Origin of the sequence: Rhizobium sp. R711 (assembly GCF_002211365.1) — a bacterium.
GTDB lineage: Bacteria > Pseudomonadota > Alphaproteobacteria > Rhizobiales > Rhizobiaceae > Rhizobium.
The window spans coordinates 116981-143254 of the sequence record NZ_LOKZ01000034.1 but is presented as its reverse complement, the minus strand read 5'-3'; the positions used below and the strand labels follow the sequence as shown (position 1 = coordinate 143254).

Sequence of the window (26274 nt, the reverse complement as noted above, 5' to 3'; positions counted from 1 at the left end):
TCGCATTTGATTAATATTCAGAGCATGCATTCTACAGATAAAATATAGAAGGTAGACGACGTACGCAGCTTGCACGGACGAGATCGTGAACTCACGGCTTGACGCTAAGCCGACGGCCGAGACTTTGTGTCCGGAAGTCAAAATGTGCCGGCTTAAGCCCGGGTTGGGATCAACGCAGAAAGTGAATCTGTAACTGTGCCGCCTTTCACGCTGAAAGCGAGACCAAAGACCTCGCTGTTGGCAAGCGTTATGGGGAACTGCTTGCGGAATTCTTCCCGGTATCGGTCGTTGCGTTTGGCCGCCCATTTCCGCAAAGTCTTACCCTGGCGGTTCAACAATGGCCCTAGCGTGTTGCCCCATCCCCACTGTTCGGCACGTTCAGATACCAAAAGGACTGTCGTATGCCAGCCCTCACGATCGTTTGGAATCTCCTGAGGACTATGGTCCATGGAAGCAACGAGCATTGTCATCTATCGAACCTTGCTTGGTTGCTCCTGCTCGGTTTGTCGTCGCGATGCGTCACTGCCAGTTCACCCAGTTGCGGGTACCGCCTCCACTCGACGGAACCAAGTGCTCCAGGATTGGTTAGCATCCTGCGCCCTTGTAGCTTACGTGAAGACCCTGCGCCTCGTCGGATTGACGCTGCAAGCGCTGCTGTCTTTCGGAGCCGTAGTAGGTCATTGCTCCCTCGCAACAAGCTTTTCTATTTTGCAGGCAGTTGCACTATTCCTGAAATGAAGTCTGCGATCGCCTGGGTATCATCAAGATTGAACACCGGTAGAAAACCTTCGGCAACCGGGTGATCGGCTGCGATGGCCACGATGAAGGGATCGGTCGGTGCGAGAGGTTCCCGGTTGGTGGATTCGAGCCGCCTGGCTTCAATCTTCGGGATCGGCTCGCGCTTGTAGCCCTCGATCAACACGAGGTCACAGGGCGCAATGCGGCCAAGGATTTCATCGAACGTCGGCTCAGGGGCGCCGCGCAACTCGTGCATGATGGCGTAGCGCGTCCCGGAAACGATGGTGACTTCGTGAGCTCCAGCCTGCCGGTGGCGGTAGCTATCGGCACCGACCTTGTCGATGTCGAAATCATGATGGGCGTGCTTGATCGTGGAAATGCTGTAGCCACGGCTGGTGAATTCCTCGACGAGCCGGACGGCCAAGCCGGTCTTGCCGGAGTTCTTCCAACCCGCGATTCCAAAGACCTTCGGTTTGTCCATCATACCAGTACCTTGAGCCAGCGTTCCGCCTCTGCGAGGTCGTCGGGCGTGTTGACGTTGAAAAACGGATCGAGGAGGCTCGCCCGAGTCGGGCGTAGGGGAAAGGCAACTTCCGTAACGTTATGCCGTAAGAGGAAGTCCCGAACGCGGCGTTTTTCATCGGTAGCGATCCAAGATGCCAGCTCATCGGCAAGAGCGACGGGCCATAAGCCGAACACCGGATGGCTGCGGCCCTCCGAGGAAGCAATAGCGATTTTATCGTGCGCATCGATCGCGGCAGCGAGCCAATCGACGAGGTCGCCAGGAAAGAATGGACTGTCGACAGAAACCGTGACCACGTGCGTCACCCCCCCGAGCGTCGCGCCGTAGGCCATCGCGGCGTGGATGCCGGCCATCGGTCCCGCTTTGCCGGGAATTATATCAGGAATGAACAAATGCCGGCAATTCTCCGGTGTCGCGTCGGCGTTGACGGCGAAGGTATTCACCTGCGGCTCAAGCTGTTCGACGACGCGCTCCAGCAAGGTGCGGTTGCTGAGGCGTACGGAGGCTTTGTCGCGGCCCATGCGCGAGGAACGCCCGCCCGCGAGCACGACACCCGGTATATTGGATCTATCGAGCACAAAATCGTTCATTGTTGCCTCAGACGGGTGTTCTCGGCTCCGACTCCTGGGCGACCGGCGGCACGTGGCGCTTGGCCTCACGATAGAACGTGTAGAGGCCGGACGCTATGACCACTGCGGCACCTGCAAGTGTCCAGAGATCGGGAAACTCCGCAAAGAAGACGAAGCCCAGCAATGTCGAGAAAATCAGGCTGGTGTAGCGGAAGGGCGCCACGAAGGAGATTTCACCGGTTCGCATTGCCATGATGACGGACTGATAGCCGATCAGGACAAGAATGGCGGCGAGCAAAAGGTGGGAAAGCGAGCTCAGGCTGACCGGCTCCCACCCGCCGAGTAGCGGCGTCAGCAACGCACCAACGATCGTCACGGAGACGGCTGTAACGACGGTAATCATCAGCGATGGGATCTCAGGGCCAATGCCACGGGTGGCGAGGTCGCGACCGGCCGTGGTGAGGACGCTACCAACGCAGAGGAGGGCTGCGGCCGTGAAACCCTCTGGTCCCGGTCGAATGATAATCAGAACGCCGATCAGGCCGACAAGAATGGCTGACCAGCGACGCCAGCCGACGGGCTCGCGAAAGAACAGCGCCGCACCGAAAGTGACGACCAGCGGCAGCGACTGCAGGATGGCCGATGCGTTCGCGATCGGCATCATGCCAAGGGCGGTAATGTAAGTCACCGCTGCCAATATCTCGCAAATGACTCGGACGATAATCATCGGCTTCAATACGAGTCCCCACGGACGCAGCGCGTCCATGCGGCGCGCGATCACGTAGACGAAGATGCTCGTGAACAGGCCACGCAGACACATGATCTGGCCGGCATTCATGTAGGCGATGACTGATTTGGAAAGTGCGTCGCTGCAAGAAAATCCGGCCATGGCCGAACTCATGTAGATGGCGCCCTGGGTATTGCGGGACCGCGGCATGTCGATATTCCGATTCTCGTACACGTCCTTGTAGAGGGTGCCTCGCGGCCTGGGTATCGAGCGAAAGACACAGTCGAGATAATTCGGTTGCGCAGTGCACAATAACGCAGGCGGTGCGTGCGCAGACGCGAGCAGGAAACGGGTGGCTGCTCGGGCGGATGTCTGAAAATTTGGAATGCCGCAAACAACAAGTGGAGGTTCCGACATGAGATATCTGGATGACAAGGTTGCGATTATAACCGGTGCGAGCTCAGGTATCGGCCGGGCGGCGGCCAAACTCTTTGCAGCCGAAGGCGCGCGACTGGTCGTTGCAGCGCGACGCGAGGCCGAACTCGGTATGCTGGTCGAAGAAATCGCGGATGCCGGTGGCGAGGCGTTTGCTGTTGCCGGTGACGTGCGCGAGGAGGCTTTGAACAGACGGCTGGTCGAGGTGGCTGTCGAGCGTTTCGGTGGTCTTGATGTCGCCTTTAACAATGCAGGCAGCACCGGCGAGTCAGCGCCGATGGTTGATCTATCCTTGGCAGGCTGGAACGAAATGCTGGCGGTCAATCTGACCAGTGCGTTTCTGGCGGCGAAATACCAGGTGCCGGCGATGATTGCTCGCGGCGGCGGATCGATCGTCTACACCTCGACTTTCGTCGGCCATACGGCGGGAATGCCAGGGATGGGTGCCTATGCTGCGAGCAAGGCGGGGCTGACCGGCCTGGTGCAGGTGCTTGCAGCCGAACTCGGTCCGAAAAACATCCGCGTCAACGCGTTGCTGCCTGGAGGTACCGATACCGCGATGAACCCGGCAAACTCCGAGAATCCGGATATGCAGTTGGTCGCGTTCATCCATGGCCTGCATGCGCTGAAACGACTGGCGCAGCCGGAGGAGATTGCCAAAGCGGCTCTTTTCCTGGGATCGGATCTGGCAAGTTTTGTGACCGGCACGTCCATGCTGGCCGATGGCGGAGTATCGATCAACCGGACCTGATCTGCTTGAATTCAGTGGGCGTCACCCACCGGTGACGCTCATGTGGCGGGCAACCGCGGGGCGGTTGTGAGTACGGTCGATGATGAAATCGTGGCCTTTTGGCTTGCGTGAGATCGCCTCGTCGATCGCAGCATAGAGCAGCCCGTCGTCATCAGTGGCGCGGACAGCGGCGCGGAGATCAGCGGCGTCGTTCTGGCCGAGGCACATGTAGAGCGTGCCCGTGCAGGTCAGCCGCACGCGGTTGCAGCTCTCGCAGAAGTTATGCGTCATCGGGGTGATGAAGCCGAGCCGGCCGCCAGTTTCCTTGACCTCGACATAGCGGGCCGGACCGCCAGTGCGGTAGCCGACATCCGACAAGGTGAACTGCTGCTCGAGATCGGCTCGGAGCTTTGACAGCGGCAGGTAGCGGTCGGTCCGGTCTTCCTCGATCTCCCCCATCGGCATGGTTTCGATGACGGTCAGATCCATGCCGCGGCCGTGCGCGAAGCGGATCATCTGAGGCATTTCGATATCGTTGAAGTCCTTCAGCGCCACGGCATTCAGCTTGACCTTGAGGCCAGCCTTCTGGGCCGCCTCGATGCCGTCCATCACCTTGTGAAAATCGCCCCAGCGGGTGATCTGGCGGAATTTGTCGGGATCAAGCGTGTCGAGCGAGACGTTGATGCGGCGCACGCCGCAATCATAGAGTTCGTCGGCAAAGCGGGAGAGTTGCGAGCCGTTGGTGGTCAGCGTCAGTTCATCGAGACCGGAGCCGATCTGCTTGCCGAGTTCGCGCACCAGATACATGATGTTCTTGCGCACCAGCGGCTCGCCGCCAGTGAGCCGCAGCTTGCGGACGCCCTTGGCGATGAAGGCGGAACAGAGCCGGTGCAGTTCCTCGAGCGTCAAGAGCTCCTGCTTCGGCAGGAAGGTCATGTGCTCGGCCATGCAGTAGGTGCAGCGGAAATCACAGCGGTCGGTCACGGAGACGCGCAGATAAGTCACGGCCCGCTTGAACGGGTCGATCATCTGTTTCGCCTCTGCAACGAGGGGCGATGCGTTGCCTGTCGTTCCGACGTTGCTGTTCACGAATACCTCCGCAATGCTACTAATGTGCGTATATGCCATTGTCGCGTCAAGGGAAACGCGTTCTGGGCACGACAAATTGAGCTTGCCTCGCCAAGCATCATTGCCTACTCGTGATTTTGAAGGGGAATGGGATCATGAGCGATATCTGGCCGACTGAACTCAGAGTTTCGAAAGATCGGCAGCACCTCGTCGTCACGTTCAACGACGAGCAGAGTTACGATCTTTCCGCCGAAATGCTGCGCGTGCTTTCGCCATCGGCGGAAGTGCAGGGGCACGGGCCGGGGCAGAAGGTGACGGTGCCTGGCAAGCGCAATGTCGCCATCATCTCGCTGACGCCGACCGGCAACTATGCGGTGCGCATCGGCTTCGATGACATGCACGATACGGGTATCTACACCTGGACCTATTTGCGCGAACTCGGCGAACGCGGCGAAGAACTCTTCGCCGCATACGAGGAAGAGCTGCGCGAAAAGGGCATGAGTCGCGACACCTCCGAGAAGCCGCGGTAAAAAACAACACTCACGGGGTGAATGCGTGACGGGAACGAAGAAACGAAACTGGCTGCGCGCGAAGGGTAGTCCAGGCGGGAGCAGGGTCACTTTTCTCGAACTGTTTTTCGATCTCGTTTTCGTCTTCTCGATTTCGCAGCTTTCGCATGCCTTGGCGGCGCATTATACGCCCCTCGGAGCGCTTGAGGCTGGACTGATGACCTTCGCCGTCTGGTGGGTGTGGATCTTCACGGCGTGGGTTACCAACTGGCTCGATCCCGACAAGATGCCCGTTCGCGGTATGCTCGTCGTGTTGATGTTGCTGGGCCTCGTTCTTTCCGCGTCCATTCCGGAAGCCTTCGGTGACAAAGGTCTTCTTTTTGCTGGCGCCTATGTGCTGATGCAGGTCGGGCGGTCGCTCTTCACGACCTATGCCGTCAAACAGGCGAGTGCTTCCAACTACCGCAATTTTCTGCGCATCAGCACCTGGTTGACCGTTTCCGGCATATTCTGGATTGCCGGTGGCATTCTAGAGCACGACGCGCGGCTGATTGCCTGGCTGATCGCGCTTGCGATCGAGTACGCGGGGCCGGCGAGCGGCTTTGTCGTACCCGGGCTTGGCAAGTCAACTGCTTCCGACTGGGATGTGTCCGGCGCGCATATGGCCGAGCGTTGCGCGCTCTTCGTTATCATCTGCCTCGGTGAAGCGATTCTCGTCTCCGGCCGTACATTCTCCGAGTTGCCGTTTTCGCTGCTGACAGCGGTGGTATTCGCCACGGGTTTCGTCGGGACCGTCGCCATGTGGTGGCTCTATTTCCGCTTCGGCCACGAGCGGGCGGCGCATCGGATCGAGCACGACGAAACGCCGGGAAGCCTCGCACGGCAGGCCTTCACCTATGCCCATATCCCGATTTTGGCGGGGATCATCGTTCACGCCGTTGCGGTTGAGTTCATGTTCTCGCACCCGCATGAAACCGGCGACCTCGGCGTGATTGCCTCGGTGCTCGGCGGCTCGGGACTGTTTCTGGCGGGCAATCTCTGGTTCAAGGGGGCGACCAGCGGGCGTTTGCCGCTCTCGCATCTGGCCGGCCTCGTGCTCCTGATTCTGCTCGCTTTCATTGCGCCATTTATCGAGCTCTACCTTGCCGGCGTTCTCGCGACGGCAGTGCTGATTATCGTGGCCGCCTGGGAGTACAAGTCCCTCGCTGGCCAGGCAGTCGGTCATACAGTTGACTGATGTCAATCTTCGTCGACCAGATCCCGTTGCAGCACGCGGATAATCCGCTCCATCGAGTCCGCCATCGCCATGCATTGCTCGATCGGTTCGGGGGAAAGCACGCGCTCGATTAGGTCAGTCTGAATGATCATGGCTTTTTCGGTGACTTCGCGCCCTTCCTGGGTCAGGAAGAGGCGTAGCACACGCTTGTCTTTTGCGTCGCCGCGTCGTTCGATCAGGCCGCGCTTCTCCATCTGCGGCAGCAGCATGCTCATGTTCGAGCGCCCGACCAGCAGTTTGCGGGCGAGCTCCTGCTGGGAAATGCCTTCGAAGCGATAGAGGTTGATCAGAATATCGAGATGCGGGGTCTTGATATCGAGTTCAGATAGCGAGCGACCGAGCGACTGCTGCATGAGCTGGCAGGCGCGGGCGACGTTGATCCAGCTGCGGAAACGCGGATGATCCCAGGGCAGGGATTGATTTTTGTTCATCGTTGTACTTTATTGTTCAGTGTTGAACATTATTGGATTCCCACTATGGCAAACTTTACGCTGAAGGTCACCCGCCTCGGATTTTCCTTGTTGCAGTCGGTTTCGCCGCGCATCGCCGGGAAAATGGCGTTCCGTCTGTTCTGCATCACACCCTCCTCAAAGCCCAAGGGCGAGAAGGCGAAGGGCGCGCATGCAGCCGGCATAGCAAAGCTGGCCGGCGCGGAGCGGTTCAGGCTTCGTCTTGCCGGCGGCGGGCGGGCGCATGCCTATCGGCTGAATGGTGGCGCCTTGGGGCGCCGCCCCCGCTATCTCGTGACGCACGGCTGGGGATCAAACAGCGCCTATATGGCCGACCTTGCGACGACTCTGGCGGCAGCGGGCGCGGAGGTGATCGCAATCGATTTTCCCGGCCACGGCCGCGCAGCGGGGCGGGCGCTCCATATGGGTATGGCGGTGAAGGCAATAGCGGCGGCCGAAGTTCGGTTCGGCGCGTTCGACGCCGCAATCGGCCATTCTTTCGGCGGTGCCGCACTGGTCGTGGCGGCGGCAGGCCTGCTACCGGGCGTGCCTGCCGTGCTCCCGCAAAAGCTGGTGCTGATCGGCTCGCCGAGCGAAATGCACTGGCTGTTCAAGGATTTCGGCAAGCTGATCGGGCTTGGGTGGCCGGCGCAGCAAGTCTTGGAGAACGAGGTGCGCCGTGTCACCGGCCGGCGAGTGGAGGAGTTCGACGCGAGCAGGACCGCCGGCACGATCCAGCGCCCGGTGTTGATCGTGCATGCCGAAGACGACAAGGAGGTGAGCGCCGACCATGCCCGACGGTACGCGGCGGCTGGCGATGATGTCCGGCTTCACTGGGCCAACGGATTTGGGCACCGCCGAATTGTCGCGGCGCGGCCGGTTCTGGATACGATCGCGGGCTTTCTCGGCGAGGTCTGTTCCGATAAAGATGCTGAGATCATTCCGCTTTTTGATCTTCCGACCCGTCGTGTGTCATTGTAACGTCACGCCAGGCAGCTAAAGGCCGCCCGACAAACCCGGCAGGACGATCATGAAGATCATTGAAACGGTGGAAGAACTCGCGGCGATCTATGCCGGCGGGCTGACGCAGGCATCAGTAGCCAAGGTGACGGATTACCTGACACAGCTCTATCGCGAGATGATCGAGGCATCGCCTTTCGTGGCACTGGCAACGGTTGGTCCCGAAGGGCTCGACTGCTCGCCGCGCGGCGATATTGGTGGCGTCGTGCGTATCATCGACGACAGGACGCTGCACCTGCCGGACTGGCGCGGAAATAACCGTGTCGACTCGCTCTCCAACATCGTGCGCGATCCGCGTTTGGCGTTGATGTTTCTCATTCCCGGTTCGAACACGACCATGCGCATCAATGGGCGCGGCGTCGTGACCAACGATGAGGCGGTCCTTTCCAGCTTCGTGATGGACGGAAAGCATCCGCGGACGGTGATCGCTATCACGATCGACGAGGTCTATTTCCAGTGCGCCCGTGCGCTGATCCGTTCCGAGCTCTGGAATCCAGCAACGTTCATCGATCCGAAGAGCTTGCCGACCCCCGGGTTGATGCTGAAGGCGGCGACTGGGGATTTCGATTACGAGACCTATGATCGCGAATGGCCGGAGCGTGCGGCCAAGACGATGTGGTGAAATAGCAACCGGAAGGTTCAAGCCCGAGGCAGCTGGCGAACTGTCCTTGCGGGCTTAACCCTTGTAGATCAGCCAGCTCTTCGTGAAGTCTTTCTGCATGCCGTCTTCGAAGAGGACGCTGCAGTTGCGGCCCGAATTTTTGGCGCCGTAAAGCGCCACGTCTGCCTTGTGGTAGAGCTCGCCGGCGTCGTCCGCGTAGGAAGCCATGCAGACGCCGACCGATACGGTGACAGGCCCGTAATTGATCCTCGTGCGCGAATTCGTGAAAGGTGTCGTTTCAAGCGTGCGGCGGATCCGCTCCGCCGTTCCCATCACTTCCTCGGCGGTGTTGCCTTCGACGATCAGGGCGAACTCCTCGCCGCCGGTGCGGGCGACGAAAACGTCGCGGCGGACGTTGGCGCGGATGACAGACGCGACAGTCGCAAGAATCTTGTCACCGACAGGATGGCCATAGGTGTCGTTGATCTTCTTGAAATTATCGATGTCGGCGAGCACCAATGCGGTGACCGGACGCATGGCAGGATTGTTGAAAACCGCCGCGAGGCGATCGTCGAAGGCACGGCGGTTCGACAGGCGTGTCAACGAGTCGGTGTTGGCGATGCGCTTGTACTCGTCGAGCTCCTTGCGGACCTGGTCCATCTCCTGCGAGCGCTGGACGACGTTCTCTACCGTGCGTTCGCCGTGCGCCATGGTGTCGCCGGTGGCCTCGGTGAGCAAAGTGAGGGCGTTTTCGATGAGTTCCACGCTCGTATGGTTCTTCGAGCTGATCCGCTTGTAGGTTTCCCCAAGCAGCCTGTTGTAGCTCTCCAGTGAGGTTTGCTCCTGGCGCAGGACGCGCAACAGCGTCTCAAGCTCGGCGGCGATACGACCGTGCGCGTCGTCGAACACGCGGGCAGGGCTGTGCGCAAAATACTGTGCGCCGAGCCTATCGAGTTCTTCCTGCGTTGCCTGACTGCCGAGCGCCGCAAGATCTCGTGTCAGCGCCGGGTTGGAGCCGATATAGGCTTCATAGAAGAGTTCGTAGTTCCGAGGAATCGGCGCGACGCCCATGGAGCGCATGGCGAACGTGATCTGACCTGCCACGTCGGGAACCTGCGCCCTCGTTGGCGCTGCGGTCGTCGTCATGCGACTACTCCTCAATTGAATGTCAAATGCAGACTTTAATTTGTTAGCCTACAAATATTGGGAAATGATTAAGGGGGGATATACCAATGATTACATGTGAGATTTACGCAAGATTCTCCAATACTTGCTTATCGCTTTGATTTTTATCTGTGAATTTGCCGCAGTGTAACGATTGTTGCGCGTTATGCGCGAGTGACGCAAAACAGAAAATCCAACTTGTCGTTTCTTCTTTGCTTTATTGTCTTCAGATTGTTGGCGCTCGGTGTCGATTGGTCGCTCTGTTCTGTCTCACAGAGAAGGCGCACCTTCCCGTCAAAGCCGGCTCTTATCGAAGGCCAGGCGCAAGGATAAGTCTCGTCATACTTCGTCCATCGTCCTCAGTGCCGTAGTTGTCGCGGCGTCTGTCGCGCTGATTCAGCAGGAGGGCTTCTTTGATGGGGTTTTCCGCAGCGACATTCTCGCCAGCGTGAAGACAGAAGAGGCGCTTGGCATTGCAGACTCCGAGAGCCGGACGGAGGGCGCCGCGGCCGACCATCGGGCGACTGCGGCTATCCATTGAGGTCGATCAGCCGAGGTTGAATTCCTGGAAGAAGTCGTTGCCCTTGTCATCGGTGACGATGAAAGCGGGGAAATCTGCGACTTCGATCTTCCACACGGCTTCCATGCCGAGTTCCGGATATTCCAGCACCTCGACCTTCTTGATGCAGTCCTGCGCCAGTCGGGCTGCAGGTCCGCCGATCGAGCCGAGGTAGAAGCCGCCGTGTGTCTTGCATGCCTCGCGCACGGCGCGGGACCGGTTGCCCTTGGCCAGCATCACCATCGATCCGCCGAAAGACTGGAACTGGTCGACATAAGAATCCATGCGACCAGCTGTGGTCGGGCCGAAGGAGCCGGAGGCGTAGCCCGCCGGAGTCTTCGCGGGACCGGCATAGTAGACAGGATGGTTTTTCATGTAGTCGGGCATGCCTTCACCCTTCTCCAGCCGCTCGCGGATCTTGGCGTGGGCGAGGTCACGGGCGACGATGATCGTTCCGGTCAGTGACAGCCGCGTCTTGACCGGATGCTTGCTGAGTTCGGCCAGAATACCGGACATCGGTTGGTTGAGATCGATGCGGACCATCGAGTCCGATAGTTTCGAGTCGTCGATTTCAGGCATGTACTTCGAGGGATCCGTCTCGAGCTGCTCGACGAAGATGCCGTCGCGGGTGATCTTGCCCTTCGCCTGGCGATCGGCGGAACAGGAAACTCCGAGGCCGATCGGCAGCGAGGCGCCGTGGCGCGGCAGGCGAATGACGCGCACATCATGACAGAAATACTTGCCGCCGAACTGAGCGCCGACTCCCATCTGCTGCGTCAGCTTGTGGATTTCCTTTTCCATCTCGATATCGCGGAAGGCATGGCCGCTATCGGAGCCTTCGGTCGGCAGATCGTCGAGATAGCGTGTCGAGGCGAGCTTGACGGTCTTCAGGTTCATCTCGGCCGACGTGCCGCCGATGACGATTGCCAAATGGTAGGGAGGGCAGGCCGCCGTACCTAACGTTAGGATCTTCTCCTTGAGGAAGTCGATCATGCGATCATGCGTCAAAAGCGACGGGGTGCCCTGATAGAGGAAGGTCTTGTTGGCGGAGCCGCCACCCTTGGCAACGAACAGGAAGTCGTAGGAGTCGGTGCCTTCCTCATAGATATCGATCTGCGCCGGCAGATTGTTCTTGGTGTTCTTCTCTTCGAACATCTTGACGGGGGCCAGCTGCGAATAGCGCAGGTTCTTCTTCTCATAGGCGTCCATCACCCCCTTGGCGAGAGCCGAGTAGTCCTCACCTTCGGTCCACACGCGGCGGCCCTTCTTGGCCATGACGATCGCAGTGCCTGTATCCTGGCACATCGGAAGCACGCCGCCGGCAGCGATGTTGGCGTTTTTCAGCAGATCGTATGCTACGAAGCGGTCGTTGTCGGTCGCTTCGGGATCCTCGAGGATCGAAGCGAGCTGCTTCAGATGGCCGGGCCGGAGGAGATGGTTGATGTCGGCAAATGCCGTTTCGGCCAGCAGGCGGATGCCTTCGGGCTCGACGGTCAGGATGTCTTGTCCCTTGAAGCTGTCGACAGAGACGTAGTCGCTGCTGATCTTGCGGTATGGGGTGGTGTCTTTGCTGAGGGGGAAAAGATCGTCAGCCATCGAAGGACCTTTCATGCGGACCGAAATCGCAGATGGTCTATTCGGGCGTCCTCGCAATTGCAATAATTCTAAAACTTGTCTGTTTTTGTCATGAAAACCTATGAAAACGCCGCCGCGAGTGCGGGGCTCTCACATTTCAACCGAGTTCGAAGCGGGTTATTTAGGGCCGATCATCGCCTCGGGGCGAACGATCGTATCGTACTCCTCAACGGTGACGAGACCACTCGCCAACGCCTCTTCCTTAAGGGTCGTGCCGTTCTTGTGTGCCGTCTTGGCGATCTTGGCGGCATTGTCGTAGCCGATTTTCGGCGCGAGCGCGGTGACCAGCATTAGCGAGCGCTCGAGGCCGGCCCTGATGTTGTCTTCGCGTGCCTCGATGCCGACGACGCAATTGTCGGTGAAGGAGATTGCTGCGTCACCGAGCAACTGCACCGACTGGAGGAAGTTATAGGCCATCATCGGATTGTAGACGTTCAGCTCGAAGTGGCCCTGACTGTCGGCGAAGGTCAGGGCAGTGTTGTTGCCGAAGATATGAATGCAGACTTGCGTCAAGGCCTCGCACTGCGTCGGGTTGACCTTGCCCGGCATGATCGAGGAGCCGGGCTCGTTCTCGGGGAGGGCGAGTTCGCCAAGGCCGGAACGAGGGCCCGAGCCCAGCAGGCGAATATCATTAGCGATCTTGAAGAGCGCAGCGGCAGCGGAGTTGATGGCGCCATGGCTGAACACCATCGAGTCATGCGCGGCGAGCGCCTCGAACTTGTTCGGGGCAGTGATGAACGGGAGGCCGGTGATGCCGGCGATCTCTTCGGCAACCATTTCGGCAAAGCCGACCGGCGCGTTGAGGCCGGTTCCGACGGCGGTTCCGCCTTGTGCAAGTTCGCAAAGACCGGGTAGCGTCATCTCGATGCGCTTGATGGCGGAACCGACCTGCGCCGCGTAGCCCGAAAACTCCTGACCGAGCGTCAGCGGCGTTGCATCCTGAGTGTGCGTGCGGCCGATCTTGATGATGTGGCTGAACTCGGTGACCTTCATGTCAAGGGCGGCATGCAGATGCTTCAAGCTCGGAAGCAAGTGGCGAACGATCTCTTCGGCGCAGGCGATGTGCATCGCCGTCGGATAGGTGTCATTCGACGACTGGCTCATGTTGACGTGATCGTTTGGATGTACCGGCTTCTTCGATCCCATCACGCCGCCCAGCATTTCTATTGCGCGGTTGGAGATCACCTCATTGGCATTCATGTTTGACTGCGTGCCCGAGCCGGTCTGCCAGACGACGAGAGGGAAGTGATCGTTGAGTTTGCCGTCGATGACTTCCTGTGCTGCATCCACAATGGGGTTGCCAATCGCCGGATCGAGATGGCCAAGCGCCATATTCGCGCGCGCTGCCGCCTGCTTGACGATGCCGAGCGCGCGAACGATCGAAAGCGGCTGTTTTTCCCCGCCGATCTTGAAGTTACCGAGGGAGCGTTGTGCCTGGGCGCCCCAATACCTGTCACTCTGAACTTCGATCGGGCCGAACGTATCTGTTTCGGTGCGGGTGGAGGTCATGGCCATGCCTTTCTATCGCGGTGCGTCTCAGGGATGCGGTCTTATAGGTCTGAAATGATCCGAAGAAAACCGCTTGAAATATAAATATGAGCGGCGATGTCATGTTAGCGGGCGCAAGATCAGTGATCTTTTAGACACGGCTGAATTTTTATCTGTCAGCGGCTTTTTGGCCACTGTGTCTGGTCGCGAAAATAAAGTAAAAAATTAACCAATAATTTCATAATTTTGTGTGAACTGACGGCCAGCGTAAGAGTTTACCTAGTTACTAAAGGTTGAGTTGGTCGAGGCTGGCGGCTGCGCCTGCTTTCTGCCATGTGACGCTCGCGCCGGATGAAACAAGTTCTGAGGCGGGTCTTGCCCGCGATTTGAAGACAGCATGACACTGGGACTGGATAGAAGCATGACATTCCTTTTGAAAGGTGCGGCGTCCGCACTTGCGCTTTCCTGCGGTATGGCTGCGATGGGTGCCGCGCCCGCGCATGCTTACACCTTAATGGATATGATCCGTGGGGATCGCGCTCGGACCCAGAGCACGATTGTCAATCCGAGGGCATCGGTTCCCTCATTCCTTCAGTCGGCTCCAGATGCGCCGCTGCCCAAGGTTTCGAGCCCGCGCTACTATACTTATCAGCCGGATGCGATGCGCTTCGTTGATACCGGCAAGTTTACCGACCCTGTCGTCACCGGGGCAGTTGCCGATGCGTCGGCAACGACCGAGGCGACGCCCTCGGTGCAGCGCCGTTTCCTGATCGAGGCGAAGGTGCGCGCGCCCGTCGAAGTCGCCAAGGCGCTTGAAACCTATTACGGTGACGTGAAGAACCCGCTGGTTTGGCTCGCCGGAACGGATGTCAACGATCGCGCCAAGGCGGCGATGGCCGTATTGGCGGATGCCGCGTCGGTTGGCCTTGATCCGGCAGACTATACGGTACAGGTTCCGACCGAGGATCCGGCCAATCCGGATCCAGCAATCCGTGATCGCGCCCTGACGCAGTTCGAACTGGAGCTATCCGCCAAGGTGCTTGCCTATGTGCAGGATACCATTCGCGGTCGCATCGATCCGAACAAGCTGTCCGGCTATCACGATTTCAAGCGTAAGGACGTGAACCTTGCGCCGGTGCTGAAGCTCGCCCGCATTAGTCCGGACACGGCAGCCTATCTCAGAAGCCGCACGCCGGATGGGCCGCAGTTTGTGGCGCTTGAAGGTGAACTGGCAAAGCTGCGCGCCGAAGGCGCAAGCGACGATCGCATCAACGTCGCCCTGAGCGGCGTGCTTCACCCCGGCGAGAGCTCGTCCGAAATCCCGAATATCGTGAAGGCGATCGACAAGCATGGCTCAGCCGCGCTCAAGGCGGAACATGCGACAACGCTTGCCGCCTATGCAGGTGGCACCGAGTATTCGCCCGAGATTGTCGCGCTCGTCGAAGGATTCCAGAAAGAACATGGGTTGAAGCCGGACGGCGTCATCGGTCAAGCCACGGTCCGCACTATGGTCGGCGGCGACAGCAACGCCTCGAAAGTCGAAAAGCTGGTCGTTGCCTTGGAGCAGGCGCGTTGGCTGCCTAGTGATCTCGGCTCGCGCTACGTCTTCATCAACCAGCCGGCCTACATGGTCTACTACCACAACGACAACAAGGAGCAGTTGTCGATGCGTGTTGTAGTCGGTCAGCCGTCGCACCAGACCTTCTTCTTCCAGGATCAGATCGAGACGGTCGAGTTCAATCCTTTCTGGGGTGTTCCGCAGTCGATCATCATAAACGAGATGCTGCCACGTCTGCGCTCCGACCCGAGCTATCTGGACCGGATGGGCTATGAGGTAACGGTTGGCGGCCGCGCCGTGGCGTCGTCCAGTGTTGATTGGTACGGCTCGACGACCAATGTTTCCGTACGGCAGCCGCCGAGCGACGACAATGCGCTTGGCGAACTCAAGATCCTCTTTCCGAATGCGCATGCGATCTACATGCATGACACGCCCTCGAAAAGCTTCTTCAAGCGTGACATGCGCGCTCTCAGCCACGGTTGCGTGCGTCTCGCCGAGCCGCGCGCGATGGCGGCGGCCGTATTGAATACGTCGGTCGAACAGATCGGCAAGGAGATCGCGACCGGCAAGAACCATGCCATCCAGGTTCCACAGAAGATCCCGGTCTACGTGGCTTATTTCACCGCGTGGCCGAATAAGGACGGCGTCGTGCAGTATTTCGACGACGTGTACGGCCGCGATGCTTACGTGCAGAAGGCATTCGACGCCACGACGAAGGCGCGTGGCGCGCAGATCTGATTGCGCTAGGGACAATATGAAAAAAGGCGGCCGTTGAGCCGCCTTTTTTGTTTGTGTCAGCCTACTGCGGCAGTCGGTCTCGCGGCGAAGCCCGCGATCAACTCGTACACGAGCGCAGGCGTGAGCTCGTTGAAATGTGTGATCATGCGGGTCGGCCCGAGTGTCTCGACGGGGACGTCGGAATAGCCGAACGGCACGGCAATCGAGGGCACGCCGGCATTTCGAGCAACAAGAATGTCGTTGACGCTGTCGCCAATCATGACGGTGTTGCGGAAGTCGCCGCCGGCGCGCTCAATAGTTCCAAGGAGATGCTGGGCGTCCGGTTTCCTGACCGCGAAGGTATCGCCGCCGGTAATGGCGTCGAAGTAATGGATGAGTTCAAGCTTTTCGATCAGGCTGCGCGCCAGACCTTCCAGCTTGTTGGTGCAAACGGCAAGCTTGCAGCCGGCGCTCTTCAGTTGATTCATAGCCTCGATAAGGCCTGGGTAAGGCAACGTATGTCCAGGCATGTTATTGGCATAGTGAGCGATGAACCGGTCGAGTAGGGCTGGGAGCTGCTCCTGTGACAACGGATGTCCCCGAAGACCACAGGCCCGCTCAATCATGACCTTGGCACCGTGTCCGACCAGATACGTGAGGTCGCCATAGCTGACCGGCGCGATGCCGAGCTCGGCAATCGTATGGTTTATACTCTCGACAAGATCGGTGTGAGTATCGAGCAGTGTTCCGTCGAGATCGAATACGATGAGCGCAGGGGTCAAGGATTCCGCCTTTCAGAAATGATGTCATTGGGCAGTAGGCGATGAGGGCGGGAAAAGCAACGTTTCGCGGCAGAAGCGACAAGTTGTAGATGCCCACGGCTTTTCGAAAATCATTACGCTATTTTGGCTTTCGTTTGGCAAGCGAGCCGTGTAAACAGCACATCCAACGCAATAATCGGAGTCAGCGGCGCATGGATGCCCGCGAAATGAAGATCAGGGCCGCCGAGGCCGCACTCGCTCATGTCGAATACGGCATGCGGCTTGGAATCGGGACCGGGAGTACTGCCGAGGAGTTTGTTCGGCTGCTTGCGGAGAAGGTTTCCACCGGCTTCAAGGTCGAAGGGGTTCCGACTTCGGAACGCACGGCAAGGCTTTGCGTCGAGCTGGGCGTACCGCTGAAGTCGCTTGATGAGTTGCCGGAACTTGATCTGACGATCGATGGCGCGGATGAGGTTGATTCCAACCTGACGCTCATCAAGGGTGGCGGGGGTGCGCTGTTGCGCGAGAAGATCGTTGCTGCGGCATCTCAGCGCATGATCGTCATTGCCGACGAAAGCAAACTGGTCGCGACACTTGGGGCATTTCCACTGCCGATCGAGGTGAATCCCTTCGGGCTGGTCTCAACGCGCATGGCGATCGAAAAGAAGGCCTCGAAACTGGGATTGAGCGGCAGCTTGACGCTGCGCCAATCCGGTGGAGAAGACTTCATGACGGACGGCGGTCACTACATCCTCGATGCATCTTTTGGCCGCATTCCTGATGCAGAGGCGCTCTCAAACGAGCTGAATTCGATACCCGGAGTCGTTGAACACGGGCTTTTTCTCAATATGGCGACGCTTGCGATCATTGCAGGTCCAGCAGGTGCACGCACGCTGCGGGCGAACAGGTAACAGGAGCATTGAAACTCATGATTAAATTTGCAGGTCTTGGCCGTTTTGCTGCTGCGACCGTTATTCTTTCGGGCGTCGCATTCGGCTCTGTCGCACACGCGCAGGAAGCTTCTCCGGAGCAGTTGAAGGCGGCCCGCGCTGCCATCGACGCGATTGGCGCCACTGCGCAGTTCGACAACATCCTGCCTGGCCTGGCCGAGCGCCTGAAGGCTGATCTTATCCAGGATTCGCCGAACTATCAGGATGCGATCACCGCTGAGGTTGACAAGCAGGCGCTGGCGCTCGCGCCGCGTCGCGCCGATCTCGAAAAGGAAGCCGCGCTGACCTATGCCAAGGCATTCTCCGTCGAGGAGCTCAACGCGATCGCCGAGTTCTACAACTCGGCGGTTGGCAAGAAGCTGCTGAAGGATGGCCCGATTGCATCGCGCGAAACGGTGAAGGCAGCCGACATCTGGGCGCAGGGCATTTCCCGCGATCTTCAGAAGCAGACGAGCACTGAGCTTGCCAAGATCATCAAGGCGCCGCCGCCGGCCGCCGATCCGTCCAACCCGGCTGCAACGACCGCGCCGAAGGCTGCGCCGGCTCCCAAGCCGAAGCAGTAAGCTACGACACGACTACAGACCGAAAGCCCGGCATCGTCCGGGCTTTTGTTTTTGCGGCGGTCAATACTATATCACCTTCACTTTACCAGCCGATTCCACCCGGAGTTTCTCATGACGTCCTACGATTACGATCTCTTTGTCATTGGCGGGGGCTCGGGCGGCGTGCGAGGCGCCCGCGTTGCAGCCTCGCTCGGTAAGAAGGTCGCGATCGCAGAGGAATATCGCTACGGCGGAACATGCGTGATCCGCGGCTGCGTGCCCAAGAAGCTCTTCGTGTATGCAGCTCAGTTCCATGAACACTTTGAGGATGCTGCCGGCTTCGGCTGGACAGTCGGCGAGAGCTCGTTTGATTGGAAGAAGCTGATCGCGGCGAAGGACAACGAGATCGCGCGCCTTGAAGGGCTCTACAAGAAGGGGCTCGCCGGTGCCAACGCCGAAATCCTGGAAACACGCGCCGAATTGCTCGACGCGCATACGGTCCGACTGGTCAACACCGGCAAGACAGTGACAGCCAAGACGATCGTGATCGCGACCGGCGGTCGGCCGAACCCGCACGCGGCTTTGCCGGGGAACGAGCTCTGCATTTCGTCCAACGAGGCCTTCCATCTGGAAGAGCTGCCAAGGTCAATCGTGATTGCCGGTGGCGGTTATATCGCAGTGGAATTTGCCAATATCTTTCATGGCCTCGGCGTCGAGACGACGCTGATCTATCGCGGCGCCGAAATCCTGTCGCGCTTCGATCAGGATCTTCGTCGGGGGCTGCACGAGGCGATGAGTGCCAAGGGCATCCGGATTCTCTGCCATGATGCGCTCGAGAGGATATCGAAGCAGGATGATCGTCTCTCTGTCGAGACACTGAACAACGGCACATTTACGGCGGATGTTGTCATGCTGGCCCTTGGACGCATCCCGAATACGCAGGGCCTTGGCCTGGAAGCCGCCGGCGTGAAGACTGACCAACGCGGAGCGGTGGTCGTCGACGAATATTCGCGCACCAGCGTCCCGAACATCTATGCGCTCGGTGATGTCACTGACCGGGTACAGCTGACGCCTGTGGCGATCCACGAGGCAATGTGCTTCATCGAGACCGAGTACAAGAATAACCCGACCAAACCGGATCACGAGACGATCGCAACGGCCGTCTTCTCTCAGCCGGAAATCGGCACCGTCGGATTGACCGAGGAGGAGGCGGGCAAGCGCTACGGGGAACTCGAGATCTACCGTGCCCAGTTTCGTCCGCTGAAGGCGACACTATCGGGGCGCGGCGAGAAGATGATCATGAAGCTGATTGTCGATGCTTCCAGCCGCAAGGTCGTCGGTGCGCACATTCTCGGTCACGATGCCGGGGAGATGGCGCAAATCCTCGGAATCACCTTGAAGGCCGGCTGCACCAAGGACGATTTCGACCGCACGATGGCCGTGCATCCGACGGCAGCGGAAGAGCTCGTCACAATGTATGCGCCGACCTATCGCATTCGGGACGGCGTTCGCGTCTGATGCCGGTCAGCTGGTGAGGCGGGGCATGCGGAGGACCTTCAGGAAGAGTGCCTTCATGGCGTCCGTGATACCTTCGGTGGGCGTGACTTCGAAATAGAGACCGGGCGAGGCGCAGCTCTGCATCTTCGTCGGAATTTCGTCCTGGAAGGGTTTGATCCAAGTATTGTACCAGCTGTTGGTCGGCAGCGGCAGATACGTCGTGTAGAGCACGGCGATCTTGATGCCTTTGTCCTTCAGGGGCTTGCAGAAGGAGGTATCGATCGGTTCCTGACAGCGGCTTCCAGTCGTTTTCTTTGTGCAGGTCGAGGCCTTGTAACTGTCGCCGACACCGTCGGACACGAAGAAGACGATCTTCTGTGTATCGGCAGCGTTTGTACCCGAGCCCCCAGCCGGGATTTTGGCCTTGAGTTGGGTCAGTGCGCTATCGAAGCTCGTCTGGGTGTCGTCGTTGTAGCCTTGCTGAGGGATGGTCATCAGGTCGAGCACGTATTCGCTGTCGCCGACTTGGGGATTTGGGGTCTTTTCGGAGACCTTGCTGCCCACCTTGTCGAGGTCGCCTGTAAGCGGCACGATTTCACTCAGCCCTGCCGCCTCTGCTTTCGCGCCGAAGGTGTAGACCGCCATGCGAAATTGATCATCGGTGTCCGCCTTGGCGGTCGCAGTCAGTGCCTGGGTGGCCTGGCGCACGACATCAATGCGCATCGTCACTTTGTTCTTCTTGGCAAGTGTATAGTAATCCTTGCCTTTGTTCGTGCCGCTCTCATGGCAGGCAAAGGCACAGGAAGCGTTCGATTTGTTGTTCTTCGTGAGACCTACCATGGTGGCGACGTCGTTCGGTGTCGCGCCGACGCCCATCGATGGTGTGTTGTCGATCAGGATATAGAAATCCATGAAGGCCGCTGTCTCGATTGTTGCTGTCGCGGTGCCCGATACTTCGACGGTTTTTCGCCCGAATATTTGCATGAACGTCGTCGGGACGGCCGCGCTGAAGGAGACGGACGAGTTGAGTTTGGTTGCTGCCTTGTTCACCTGGATGTCGACCGCAACTTCGTTTGCCGTCAATTCACCCTGCATCTGGCTGACGAAGATATTGCGCGCGTCGCTCTGCCCGACGGAGATCGCGCCATCTGCGGTCATTTTCATCGCGGCGGAGGCGGCTGCGGATTTTTCCGCAATTGCGCCGACGGCTGCGGCGTCCGCCGCCGCGTAAAGCTGCGTGCGCAGGCTCAGTGCGTGAGCGAAGTCGACGGCTACGCCCGCGGAGCCGATGAGCGGCACCATCAGGATGGCAGTCAGCATGCCGAAATTGCCGGAACGGTCAGTACAGAAACGATACAAGCTGCGCACGAAATGTATCCCACGGTTCCACCAAGCCATCGGTGTTCAAGCGGGAGTCATCATGACGCGCTATCAGAATTGAGGGTATTTCTACGGCAGAAGCCTAAATTAGATACAAACTGTCTTGGTATATTGATCATTAATCCGGTGCCCGCCGTTTGAAAACACGGGGCGGATTTCCTTTATATTCACGTGTTGTTCGTGAAACTAATCCGGAGCGCCAAAGAGCGGAACGCCGCTATGCAAGATGGCGCTAAAGGTTTATAAGCCGCGCAACATTTTTAAGACGGAACATCCGGACGGACCGGATGCTGAAACAGGTGAGCGAGATGGCACAGAATTGGACTCCGAGCAGTTGGCGGCAAAAACCGATCCAGCAGGTTCCGGACTATCCGGACCAGGCGGCATTGGCAGCAACGGAAGCCCAGCTCGCATCCTATCCGCCGCTCGTCTTCGCAGGTGAAGCACGCCGGCTGAAGAAGCATCTCGCCAACGTTGCTGAAGGCAATGGCTTCCTCTTGCAGGGCGGTGATTGCGCCGAGAGCTTTGCCGAACATGGCGCCGACAATATCCGCGACTTCTTCCGCGCATTCCTGCAGATGGCCGTCGTCCTGACGTTCGGCGCGCAGCTGCCGGTCGTCAAGGTCGGCCGTATTGCCGGCCAGTTCGCAAAGCCACGTTCTTCGGGCATCGAGACCCAGGATGGCGTGTCGCTGCCGAGCTATCGCGGTGACATCATCAACGGCATCGAGTTCACTGAAGAGGCCCGTATCCCGAATCCGGAGCGTCAGGCCATGGCATACCGCCAGTCGGCCGCAACGCTGAACCTGCTGCGCGCCTTCGCGATGGGTGGCTATGCCAACCTCGAGAACGTGCATCAGTGGATGCTCGGTTTCGTCAAGGATAGCCCGCAGGGCGAGCGCTACCGCAAGCTTGCCGGCCGCATCAGCGAGACGATGGACTTCATGAAGGCGATCGGCATCACCTCGGAAAACAATCCGAGCCTGCGCGAGACGGATTTCTTCACTAGCCATGAAGCGCTGCTGCTTGGCTACGAAGAAGCGTTGACGCGCGTCGATTCGACGTCTGGCGACTGGTACGCGACCTCAGGCCACATGATCTGGATCGGCGACCGTACGCGGCAGGCCGATCACGCGCATGTCGAATACTGCCGCGGCATCAAGAACCCGATCGGGTTGAAGTGTGGTCCGTCACTGCAGACTGATGACCTTCTGAACCTGATCGACATTCTCAATCCCGAGAATGAGGCGGGCCGGTTGACGCTGATCTGCCGCTTCGGTCACGACAAGGTCGCCGAGCATCTGCCGCGTCTCATCCGTGCGGTCGAGCGCGAGGGCCGTAAGGTCGTGTGGTCTTGCGATCCGATGCACGGCAACACAATCACGCTCAACCACTACAAGACCCGTCCGTTCGAACGGATCCTGTCGGAAGTTGAAAGCTTCTTCCAGATCCATCGCGCCGAAGGTTCGCATCCTGGCGGCATCCATATCGAGATGACTGGCAAGGATGTGACGGAATGCACCGGCGGCGCCCGCGCTGTGACGGCAGAGGACCTGCACGATCGCTATCACACGCATTGTGACCCGCGTCTCAATGCCGATCAGGCGTTGGAGCTTGCCTTCCTGCTGGCCGAGCGCATGAAGGGTGGGCGCGACGAAAAGCGGATGGCCGTCAACGGCTGATCAGAAAAGATGGACGAAAGAAGCCCGGCTGAAGCCCGTCCGGCTGATGCCGGGCTTTTTTGTTGGGCAGAACAACAAACTGGCAGCGTTCGTAGTGCCCATGTCGGCTGGGATTGCCTCGCTTACTCAACGCTCGTGTCGGAGAAACGGATTTGGCCGGCTGCCCAGTGGATGGCGCTGTCCAATTCGGCGAACTTTGCCGACTGCCAATGGAAATAGTCTTCGATGAATCTCCGGGAGAGCCATAGTGCACCGCGGTTGCGCGGGTTTTCCCAGCCAAGCAGGCTGTCTATTTCGGCCTTCTTGAACATCCGCTTCACATTGGTGAGGGAGATGCCGAACTCGTTCGCGATTTCGCTGATCGTTACGCCTTTCAGCAGTATGCGATCGTGCAGCCGCGCGTCGTCGGGCAGGCGGCTGATGAGATCGTGCAGCACAAGGCCGCCGACATCGGACCAGAGGAAGTGGCCGATACTGGTCCGCGGTTCCTTCCAGACCGGCTCCTGGATGAGGGCACGCGCGGCACGAGGTTGCGCAAGGCGAAAAAGTCGGGGATCCGCTGCCGTCAGGCTTGCACGATTGCCGCCGTCGAGTTGATCGAGGCAGGCCATGTGCCCTTGGAACCAGGAGGCCATGGCCTCCTCGCTGGTTTCGGTCGTTTCGAGGCGACGAAGGCGCCGATCGGGCGTTTCGTCAGGTGCATCCCGCAGAAATTTGTAGGCGATGAGTTCGGCAAGAAACGAGGCGGCAGTATTCTTGCTGGCGAGATCAAACTCCGTGGCGACCTGCATCATGCGACTGGCCGTCAGCCCCGACCGGGGATTACCCCGATCTCGTGCAGTGTGCATGGCAAACAGCGTTTGCGTCAGCAGCCACTTTTGGTGCGAGGCTGCGAGGCGGGCAAGACGAGGCGCACGCCTGTGAATGCCAATAAGATGGAGCGCTATCTGGCGTTCGATCGACAGAAACAGGGGATGATGAAGAATTTCATCGCGTGTATGCGGTCGGCCTGTGAGCATCGTCTCGTACGGTGGATCGGATTGGTTCCAATTGCTCCTCTTACATTTGTGACGGTGTTTCAATGCGGGACTTGGTTAGCGGCTCGCTAATCGGTCGGTATAGTTAAATTCAAGCGATCAGTGATCGTTCCATCAACTAGGCAGGCGCTGGTTCAGTCGCTCGATGTCTTCGCGCAACGCCGCAATTTCGGTGAGCACGCGCATGTCTATTTTCTGATGCAGGGAAAGAACTTCCAGTTCTGCCTTGAGATTGACTTCATAGTCTTTCGCCGCCTCGAAACGATCGCGCTCCGCCTGCCGGTTTTGCGACATCATGATGATGGGAGCCTGGATCGCCGCAAGCATCGAGAGCACGAGATTGAGGAAGATGAAGGGATAGGGATCGAAGGCGCGTGTGAGCAATACAACGGTATTTACGACGCACCAGAACACCAGGAACATCAAGAAGGTGACAATGAACGACCATGAGCCGCCGACGCGGGCAATCGAATCCGCCAGGCGCTCTCCAGCGGATGCTTCCGCCTGCAAGGCCGCATTGATATCGGTCGAGATTATCTTGCGCTCATGGGCCTTTGCGAGAACGCGCTTCTCGACCTCGCCGAGTTCGTCAGCAGATTTGTCGAAGTGATGGTGGATTAAGTCCGATAGATTGTGCATGGCCGACTCCGAATGCTAGATCGCTCGGGCGCCAGTATTCCGTAATGTTTTCAAATTGCAATGTGGGCTTGTTCCGGTCTTTTACGTGCCTTGCGCATACAGCCAAGCATGCTGCGGGAAGAAGCGATCGAGCGTCTGAGCCTTGCCAAACATGATGTCGTGCTGGAGGTATCGATAGTCCCGTACGAGGGGATCGAGGTTCTTCGGCTTCAGGACCCAATCGGGAGAGGGCGTGTTGTCGCGCGCAATCAGCTGATAACGATCGATGACGCTGTACTTCTTCTGCACACGGCCGAGGAAGCCCGTGTAGTAGGGATGCTCGAAGCCGGCGAACTTCAAGAGATGATAGGGCAGCAGTGAAGGGCTGATTGTGCCGACATCCTTCTTGCTGCCCTTCTTGTTGGACCAGATGACGAGCGGCGTCTCATGCTCCTGTCTCATGGTGTTGACCGACGCCTTACGGGTGGCAACTTGATCCGGCATGTAGCCGGTCGCCATGTAGACGTTGCCGAGCGGCGGCAGGTGATCGCCCCAGAGCACGATGATCGTTTCGCGGTCGCGCTTCTCTGCCCAATCCATTAGCAACTTAAGGCTGTCGTCCGCTTCCTTGATGCCCTGCGTATAGGTAGCAAGCGTTGCGCGGTCTGCATCGTTCAGGTTGCCCTGTATATCGATAGTATTGCGTGCATAACGGTTCGGCTCATACGGCCCATGTCCCTGCAGGGTGACAGCAAAGAAGAAGAACGGGCGATCGATGCCGTCCGCCTCGTTCATGATTTCCTTCATGAGCGAGTCGTCCGAAGCGAAGATGCCCCGCTTTTCCATTGGAGGCATGGTCTCTTCCGAGCGGAACTGCTCGAAACCGAAGTCCTTGTAGACTTCATTGCGGTTCCAGAACCAGCCGCTGAACGGATGCAGCGAACGCGCCGCATAGCCTTCGCCACGGAAGAACGTGGCGAGCGAGGGAACGTCGTGACGGATGTATTGCTGATAGGGGATGCTGCCGTATGGCAGGAAGGCATTGGAAAAGCCCGTCAGCGCCTCGAATTCGACGTTGGCGGTCATGCCGCCGAACTCCGGTGAGAAGACATGGCCAGACTGCTCGGCGCGGATAGTCGGCATGGGATCGGGCGACAGGCTCAGCGTTTTCAGCCGGGTCGGATCCCAGAATGACTCGCTCATCAGCATGATTACGTCGGGCTTTTCGCGCGGGCCGCTGAGATAGCCGTAGTTGCGGCTCGGGATAGTATCAAGCGCCTGCGTGCCGAAGCCGACCGGCGCCGCCACCTCGGCCATCGGAATATTGAAGATGAAGGCGAGGATGAAGCCGTTGCTCCGGTAGTTTTCCTTTTGGTCCCACATCATTGGAACCACCTGAAGGCGGTCGCGGATGAAGGAATACTGGGAATAGTCCATCAACGACCCGAAAGCCGCGATAACAGGTAGGCCGACGCACAGCCGGCGGACGCGAGCGGTCCGTGAGAGCTGTGGGAAGTTGCGCCAGGCGAAACGCCACAAGATGACAATTGCGCCAGCGGAAAAGGCGATGCCGACAGCCATTGCAACAGCAGTCCAGGGACGGTCGCTCACCATGACAGGAAGCAGTTCAATGATCTGGCGCCCGAAAAGGACGTCGGACGGATAAAGTGGATCCGAAAGGTAGTGTTGCTTCTGGTTGGATACGATGGCGGGGACGATCACAATCGGAAGAACGATCAGCGCTGAAATGAACCGTCGGCCCAAGGCGGCGTCGAGCGACAGCATCAGCACAGTCAACATCACAACGGTCGTCATGCCGGGACGCACCGGCGATGTCAGGAATTCGCGAACGTCAGTCAGCCCATCGCGGGCAATTATCTCTACGGTGGCCGTAGTGAGAAGCGCAAGCAGGGCACAAAGAACGGCGCTGAGCGCCGTGCGTATAGCAGGCGATCGGATGCTTCCTCCGAAATCGGTGGAAAGCGACGCAAAGCGCGCTGCCGCTGCAGACCTCATTACCAACGCGATCAACCGGAAAACT

24 protein-coding genes are annotated in these 26274 nt (G+C 58.9%); 10 read left to right on the top strand and 14 right to left on the bottom strand.

What is annotated here, in order from left to right:
• Positions 1–152 precede the first annotated feature (152 nt).
• The 4 genes from ATY80_RS29750 to ATY80_RS21320 all read right to left on the bottom strand — a co-directional run bounded on the left by ATY80_RS29750 (position 153) and on the right by ATY80_RS21320 (position 2767).
• Positions 153–470 carry a hypothetical protein gene (locus ATY80_RS29750; RefSeq protein WP_245306912.1) on the bottom strand — a complete coding sequence of 106 codons (318 nt, stop codon included), beginning with the start codon at positions 468–470 and terminating at the stop codon, positions 153–155.
• A gap of 233 nt (positions 471–703) precedes the next feature.
• On the bottom strand, positions 704–1219 hold the full coding sequence (gene mobB / locus ATY80_RS21330; protein WP_088694312.1) for a molybdopterin-guanine dinucleotide biosynthesis protein B: 516 nt from the start codon (positions 1217–1219) through the stop codon (positions 704–706).
• Complete coding sequence (gene mobA / locus ATY80_RS21325) at positions 1219–1851, bottom strand: molybdenum cofactor guanylyltransferase MobA (protein WP_088694311.1); 633 nt, start codon at positions 1849–1851, stop codon at positions 1219–1221. The genes mobB and mobA overlap by 1 nt, the downstream gene beginning before the upstream one ends.
• A 7-nt stretch (positions 1852–1858) precedes the next feature.
• Positions 1859–2767, bottom strand: coding sequence for a DMT family transporter (locus ATY80_RS21320; RefSeq protein WP_088694310.1), 909 nt, complete (start codon positions 2765–2767; stop codon positions 1859–1861).
• 205 nt (positions 2768–2972) lie between these two features.
• On the opposite strand from ATY80_RS21320, the gene ATY80_RS21315 reads away from it, so the two are divergent.
• The gene (locus ATY80_RS21315; RefSeq protein ID WP_088694309.1) at positions 2973–3743 is read left to right on the top strand and encodes an SDR family oxidoreductase; all 771 of its coding nucleotides are present in this window, start codon (positions 2973–2975) and stop codon (positions 3741–3743) included.
• Between the two features lie 21 nt (positions 3744–3764).
• Here ATY80_RS21315 and moaA read toward each other — a convergent pair whose 3' ends face one another.
• Positions 3765–4811: a GTP 3',8-cyclase MoaA gene (moaA, locus tag ATY80_RS21310; RefSeq protein WP_088694308.1), complete on the bottom strand. Its 1047-nt coding sequence runs from the start codon at positions 4809–4811 to the stop codon at positions 3765–3767.
• Between the two features lie 134 nt (positions 4812–4945).
• On the opposite strand from moaA, the gene ATY80_RS21305 reads away from it, so the two are divergent.
• Together ATY80_RS21305 and ATY80_RS21300 are read left to right on the top strand one after the other, a co-directional pair.
• Positions 4946–5320: a DUF971 domain-containing protein gene (locus ATY80_RS21305; protein ID WP_088694307.1), complete on the top strand. Its 375-nt coding sequence runs from the start codon at positions 4946–4948 to the stop codon at positions 5318–5320.
• A gap of 25 nt (positions 5321–5345) precedes the next feature.
• Positions 5346–6536: a low temperature requirement protein A gene (locus ATY80_RS21300; RefSeq protein ID WP_088694306.1), complete on the top strand. Its 1191-nt coding sequence runs from the start codon at positions 5346–5348 to the stop codon at positions 6534–6536.
• 2 nt (positions 6537–6538) lie between these two features.
• On the opposite strand, the gene ATY80_RS21295 is transcribed toward ATY80_RS21300, so the two are convergent.
• Positions 6539–7006: a MarR family transcriptional regulator gene (locus ATY80_RS21295; protein WP_088694305.1), complete on the bottom strand. Its 468-nt coding sequence runs from the start codon at positions 7004–7006 to the stop codon at positions 6539–6541.
• Positions 7007–7051: 45 nt separating this feature from the next.
• On the opposite strand from ATY80_RS21295, the gene ATY80_RS21290 reads away from it, so the two are divergent.
• Both ATY80_RS21290 and ATY80_RS21285 read left to right on the top strand, forming a co-directional pair.
• Positions 7052–8005 carry an alpha/beta hydrolase gene (locus tag ATY80_RS21290; protein WP_088694304.1) on the top strand — a complete coding sequence of 318 codons (954 nt, stop codon included), beginning with the start codon at positions 7052–7054 and terminating at the stop codon, positions 8003–8005.
• 49 nt (positions 8006–8054) lie between these two features.
• Positions 8055–8666, top strand: a complete 612-nt coding sequence (locus ATY80_RS21285) for a pyridoxamine 5'-phosphate oxidase family protein (protein WP_088694303.1) — start codon at positions 8055–8057, stop codon at positions 8664–8666.
• A 54-nt stretch (positions 8667–8720) separates the two neighbouring features.
• Here the strand turns inward: ATY80_RS21285 and ATY80_RS21280 are convergent, their stop codons facing one another.
• The 3 genes from ATY80_RS21280 to fumC form a co-directional block, all read right to left on the bottom strand.
• The gene (locus ATY80_RS21280; protein ID WP_088694302.1) at positions 8721–9791 is read right to left on the bottom strand and encodes a GGDEF domain-containing protein; all 1071 of its coding nucleotides are present in this window, start codon (positions 9789–9791) and stop codon (positions 8721–8723) included.
• A gap of 565 nt (positions 9792–10356) precedes the next feature.
• On the bottom strand, positions 10357–11964 hold the full coding sequence (locus ATY80_RS21270) for a fumarate hydratase (RefSeq protein WP_088694301.1): 1608 nt from the start codon (positions 11962–11964) through the stop codon (positions 10357–10359).
• A 156-nt stretch (positions 11965–12120) separates the two neighbouring features.
• Positions 12121–13512 (bottom strand): class II fumarate hydratase, encoded by a 1392-nt coding sequence (gene fumC / locus ATY80_RS21265; protein ID WP_088694470.1) that lies wholly within the window; start codon positions 13510–13512, stop codon positions 12121–12123.
• 400 nt (positions 13513–13912) lie between these two features.
• Between fumC and ATY80_RS21260 the strand changes: the two genes are divergently transcribed.
• A complete protein-coding gene (locus ATY80_RS21260) occupies positions 13913–15787 on the top strand; it encodes a L,D-transpeptidase family protein (protein ID WP_088694469.1) in 1875 nt (624 codons plus the stop codon).
• A 56-nt stretch (positions 15788–15843) separates the two neighbouring features.
• Here the strand turns inward: ATY80_RS21260 and ATY80_RS21255 are convergent, their stop codons facing one another.
• The gene (locus ATY80_RS21255; protein WP_088694300.1) at positions 15844–16548 is read right to left on the bottom strand and encodes an HAD family hydrolase; all 705 of its coding nucleotides are present in this window, start codon (positions 16546–16548) and stop codon (positions 15844–15846) included.
• 191 nt (positions 16549–16739) lie between these two features.
• Between ATY80_RS21255 and rpiA the strand changes: the two genes are divergently transcribed.
• From rpiA to gor, 3 genes are all read left to right on the top strand, one after another.
• The gene (gene rpiA, locus ATY80_RS21250; RefSeq protein WP_088694299.1) at positions 16740–17438 is read left to right on the top strand and encodes a ribose-5-phosphate isomerase RpiA; all 699 of its coding nucleotides are present in this window, start codon (positions 16740–16742) and stop codon (positions 17436–17438) included.
• Positions 17439–17455: 17 nt separating this feature from the next.
• A complete protein-coding gene (locus tag ATY80_RS21245) occupies positions 17456–18040 on the top strand; it encodes a DUF2059 domain-containing protein (protein ID WP_088694298.1) in 585 nt (194 codons plus the stop codon).
• Positions 18041–18151: 111 nt separating this feature from the next.
• A complete protein-coding gene (gene gor, locus ATY80_RS21240) occupies positions 18152–19537 on the top strand; it encodes a glutathione-disulfide reductase (RefSeq protein WP_088694297.1) in 1386 nt (461 codons plus the stop codon).
• 6 nt (positions 19538–19543) lie between these two features.
• Here the strand turns inward: gor and ATY80_RS21235 are convergent, their stop codons facing one another.
• Positions 19544–20914: a pilus assembly protein TadG-related protein gene (locus ATY80_RS21235; protein ID WP_088694296.1), complete on the bottom strand. Its 1371-nt coding sequence runs from the start codon at positions 20912–20914 to the stop codon at positions 19544–19546.
• 290 nt (positions 20915–21204) lie between these two features.
• On the opposite strand from ATY80_RS21235, the gene ATY80_RS21230 reads away from it, so the two are divergent.
• On the top strand, positions 21205–22578 hold the full coding sequence (locus tag ATY80_RS21230) for a 3-deoxy-7-phosphoheptulonate synthase class II (RefSeq protein WP_088694468.1): 1374 nt from the start codon (positions 21205–21207) through the stop codon (positions 22576–22578).
• A 122-nt stretch (positions 22579–22700) separates the two neighbouring features.
• On the opposite strand, the gene ATY80_RS21225 is transcribed toward ATY80_RS21230, so the two are convergent.
• The 3 genes from ATY80_RS21225 to ATY80_RS21215 all read right to left on the bottom strand — a co-directional run bounded on the left by ATY80_RS21225 (position 22701) and on the right by ATY80_RS21215 (position 26249).
• On the bottom strand, positions 22701–23597 hold the full coding sequence (locus tag ATY80_RS21225; RefSeq protein WP_088694295.1) for a hypothetical protein: 897 nt from the start codon (positions 23595–23597) through the stop codon (positions 22701–22703).
• 132 nt (positions 23598–23729) lie between these two features.
• Positions 23730–24254 carry a DUF1003 domain-containing protein gene (locus tag ATY80_RS21220; RefSeq protein WP_088694294.1) on the bottom strand — a complete coding sequence of 175 codons (525 nt, stop codon included), beginning with the start codon at positions 24252–24254 and terminating at the stop codon, positions 23730–23732.
• 81 nt (positions 24255–24335) lie between these two features.
• Positions 24336–26249, bottom strand: coding sequence for an LTA synthase family protein (locus ATY80_RS21215; RefSeq protein ID WP_245306911.1), 1914 nt, complete (start codon positions 26247–26249; stop codon positions 24336–24338).
• Positions 26250–26274: the final 25 nt, after the last annotated feature.

What these genes read in the sequence shown, in the direction of transcription:
- ATY80_RS29750 (WP_245306912.1), bottom strand. Translation starts at nt 470, where the DNA reads ATGACAATGCTCGTTGCTTCCATGGACCATAGTCCTCAGGAGATTCCA.
- mobB (WP_088694312.1), bottom strand. Translation starts at nt 1,219, where the DNA reads ATGGACAAACCGAAGGTCTTTGGAATCGCGGGTTGGAAGAACTCCGGC.
- mobA (WP_088694311.1), bottom strand. Translation starts at nt 1,851, where the DNA reads ATGAACGATTTTGTGCTCGATAGATCCAATATACCGGGTGTCGTGCTC.
- ATY80_RS21320 (WP_088694310.1), bottom strand. Translation starts at nt 2,767, where the DNA reads ATGCCGCGGTCCCGCAATACCCAGGGCGCCATCTACATGAGTTCGGCC.
- ATY80_RS21315 (WP_088694309.1), top strand. Translation starts at nt 2,973, where the DNA reads ATGAGATATCTGGATGACAAGGTTGCGATTATAACCGGTGCGAGCTCA.
- ATY80_RS21305 (WP_088694307.1), top strand. Translation starts at nt 4,946, where the DNA reads ATGAGCGATATCTGGCCGACTGAACTCAGAGTTTCGAAAGATCGGCAG.
- ATY80_RS21295 (WP_088694305.1), bottom strand. Translation starts at nt 7,006, where the DNA reads ATGAACAAAAATCAATCCCTGCCCTGGGATCATCCGCGTTTCCGCAGC.
- ATY80_RS21290 (WP_088694304.1), top strand. Translation starts at nt 7,052, where the DNA reads ATGGCAAACTTTACGCTGAAGGTCACCCGCCTCGGATTTTCCTTGTTG.
- ATY80_RS21285 (WP_088694303.1), top strand. Translation starts at nt 8,055, where the DNA reads ATGAAGATCATTGAAACGGTGGAAGAACTCGCGGCGATCTATGCCGGC.
- ATY80_RS21280 (WP_088694302.1), bottom strand. Translation starts at nt 9,791, where the DNA reads ATGACGACGACCGCAGCGCCAACGAGGGCGCAGGTTCCCGACGTGGCA.
- ATY80_RS21270 (WP_088694301.1), bottom strand. Translation starts at nt 11,964, where the DNA reads ATGGCTGACGATCTTTTCCCCCTCAGCAAAGACACCACCCCATACCGC.
- fumC (WP_088694470.1), bottom strand. Translation starts at nt 13,512, where the DNA reads ATGACCTCCACCCGCACCGAAACAGATACGTTCGGCCCGATCGAAGTT.
- ATY80_RS21260 (WP_088694469.1), top strand. Translation starts at nt 13,913, where the DNA reads ATGACATTCCTTTTGAAAGGTGCGGCGTCCGCACTTGCGCTTTCCTGC.
- rpiA (WP_088694299.1), top strand. Translation starts at nt 16,740, where the DNA reads ATGGATGCCCGCGAAATGAAGATCAGGGCCGCCGAGGCCGCACTCGCT.
- ATY80_RS21245 (WP_088694298.1), top strand. Translation starts at nt 17,456, where the DNA reads ATGATTAAATTTGCAGGTCTTGGCCGTTTTGCTGCTGCGACCGTTATT.
- gor (WP_088694297.1), top strand. Translation starts at nt 18,152, where the DNA reads ATGACGTCCTACGATTACGATCTCTTTGTCATTGGCGGGGGCTCGGGC.
- ATY80_RS21235 (WP_088694296.1), bottom strand. Translation starts at nt 20,914, where the DNA reads ATGGCTTGGTGGAACCGTGGGATACATTTCGTGCGCAGCTTGTATCGT.
- ATY80_RS21230 (WP_088694468.1), top strand. Translation starts at nt 21,205, where the DNA reads ATGGCACAGAATTGGACTCCGAGCAGTTGGCGGCAAAAACCGATCCAG.
- ATY80_RS21225 (WP_088694295.1), bottom strand. Translation starts at nt 23,597, where the DNA reads ATGCTCACAGGCCGACCGCATACACGCGATGAAATTCTTCATCATCCC.
- ATY80_RS21220 (WP_088694294.1), bottom strand. Translation starts at nt 24,254, where the DNA reads ATGCACAATCTATCGGACTTAATCCACCATCACTTCGACAAATCTGCT.
- ATY80_RS21215 (WP_245306911.1), bottom strand. Translation starts at nt 26,249, where the DNA reads ATGAGGTCTGCAGCGGCAGCGCGCTTTGCGTCGCTTTCCACCGATTTC.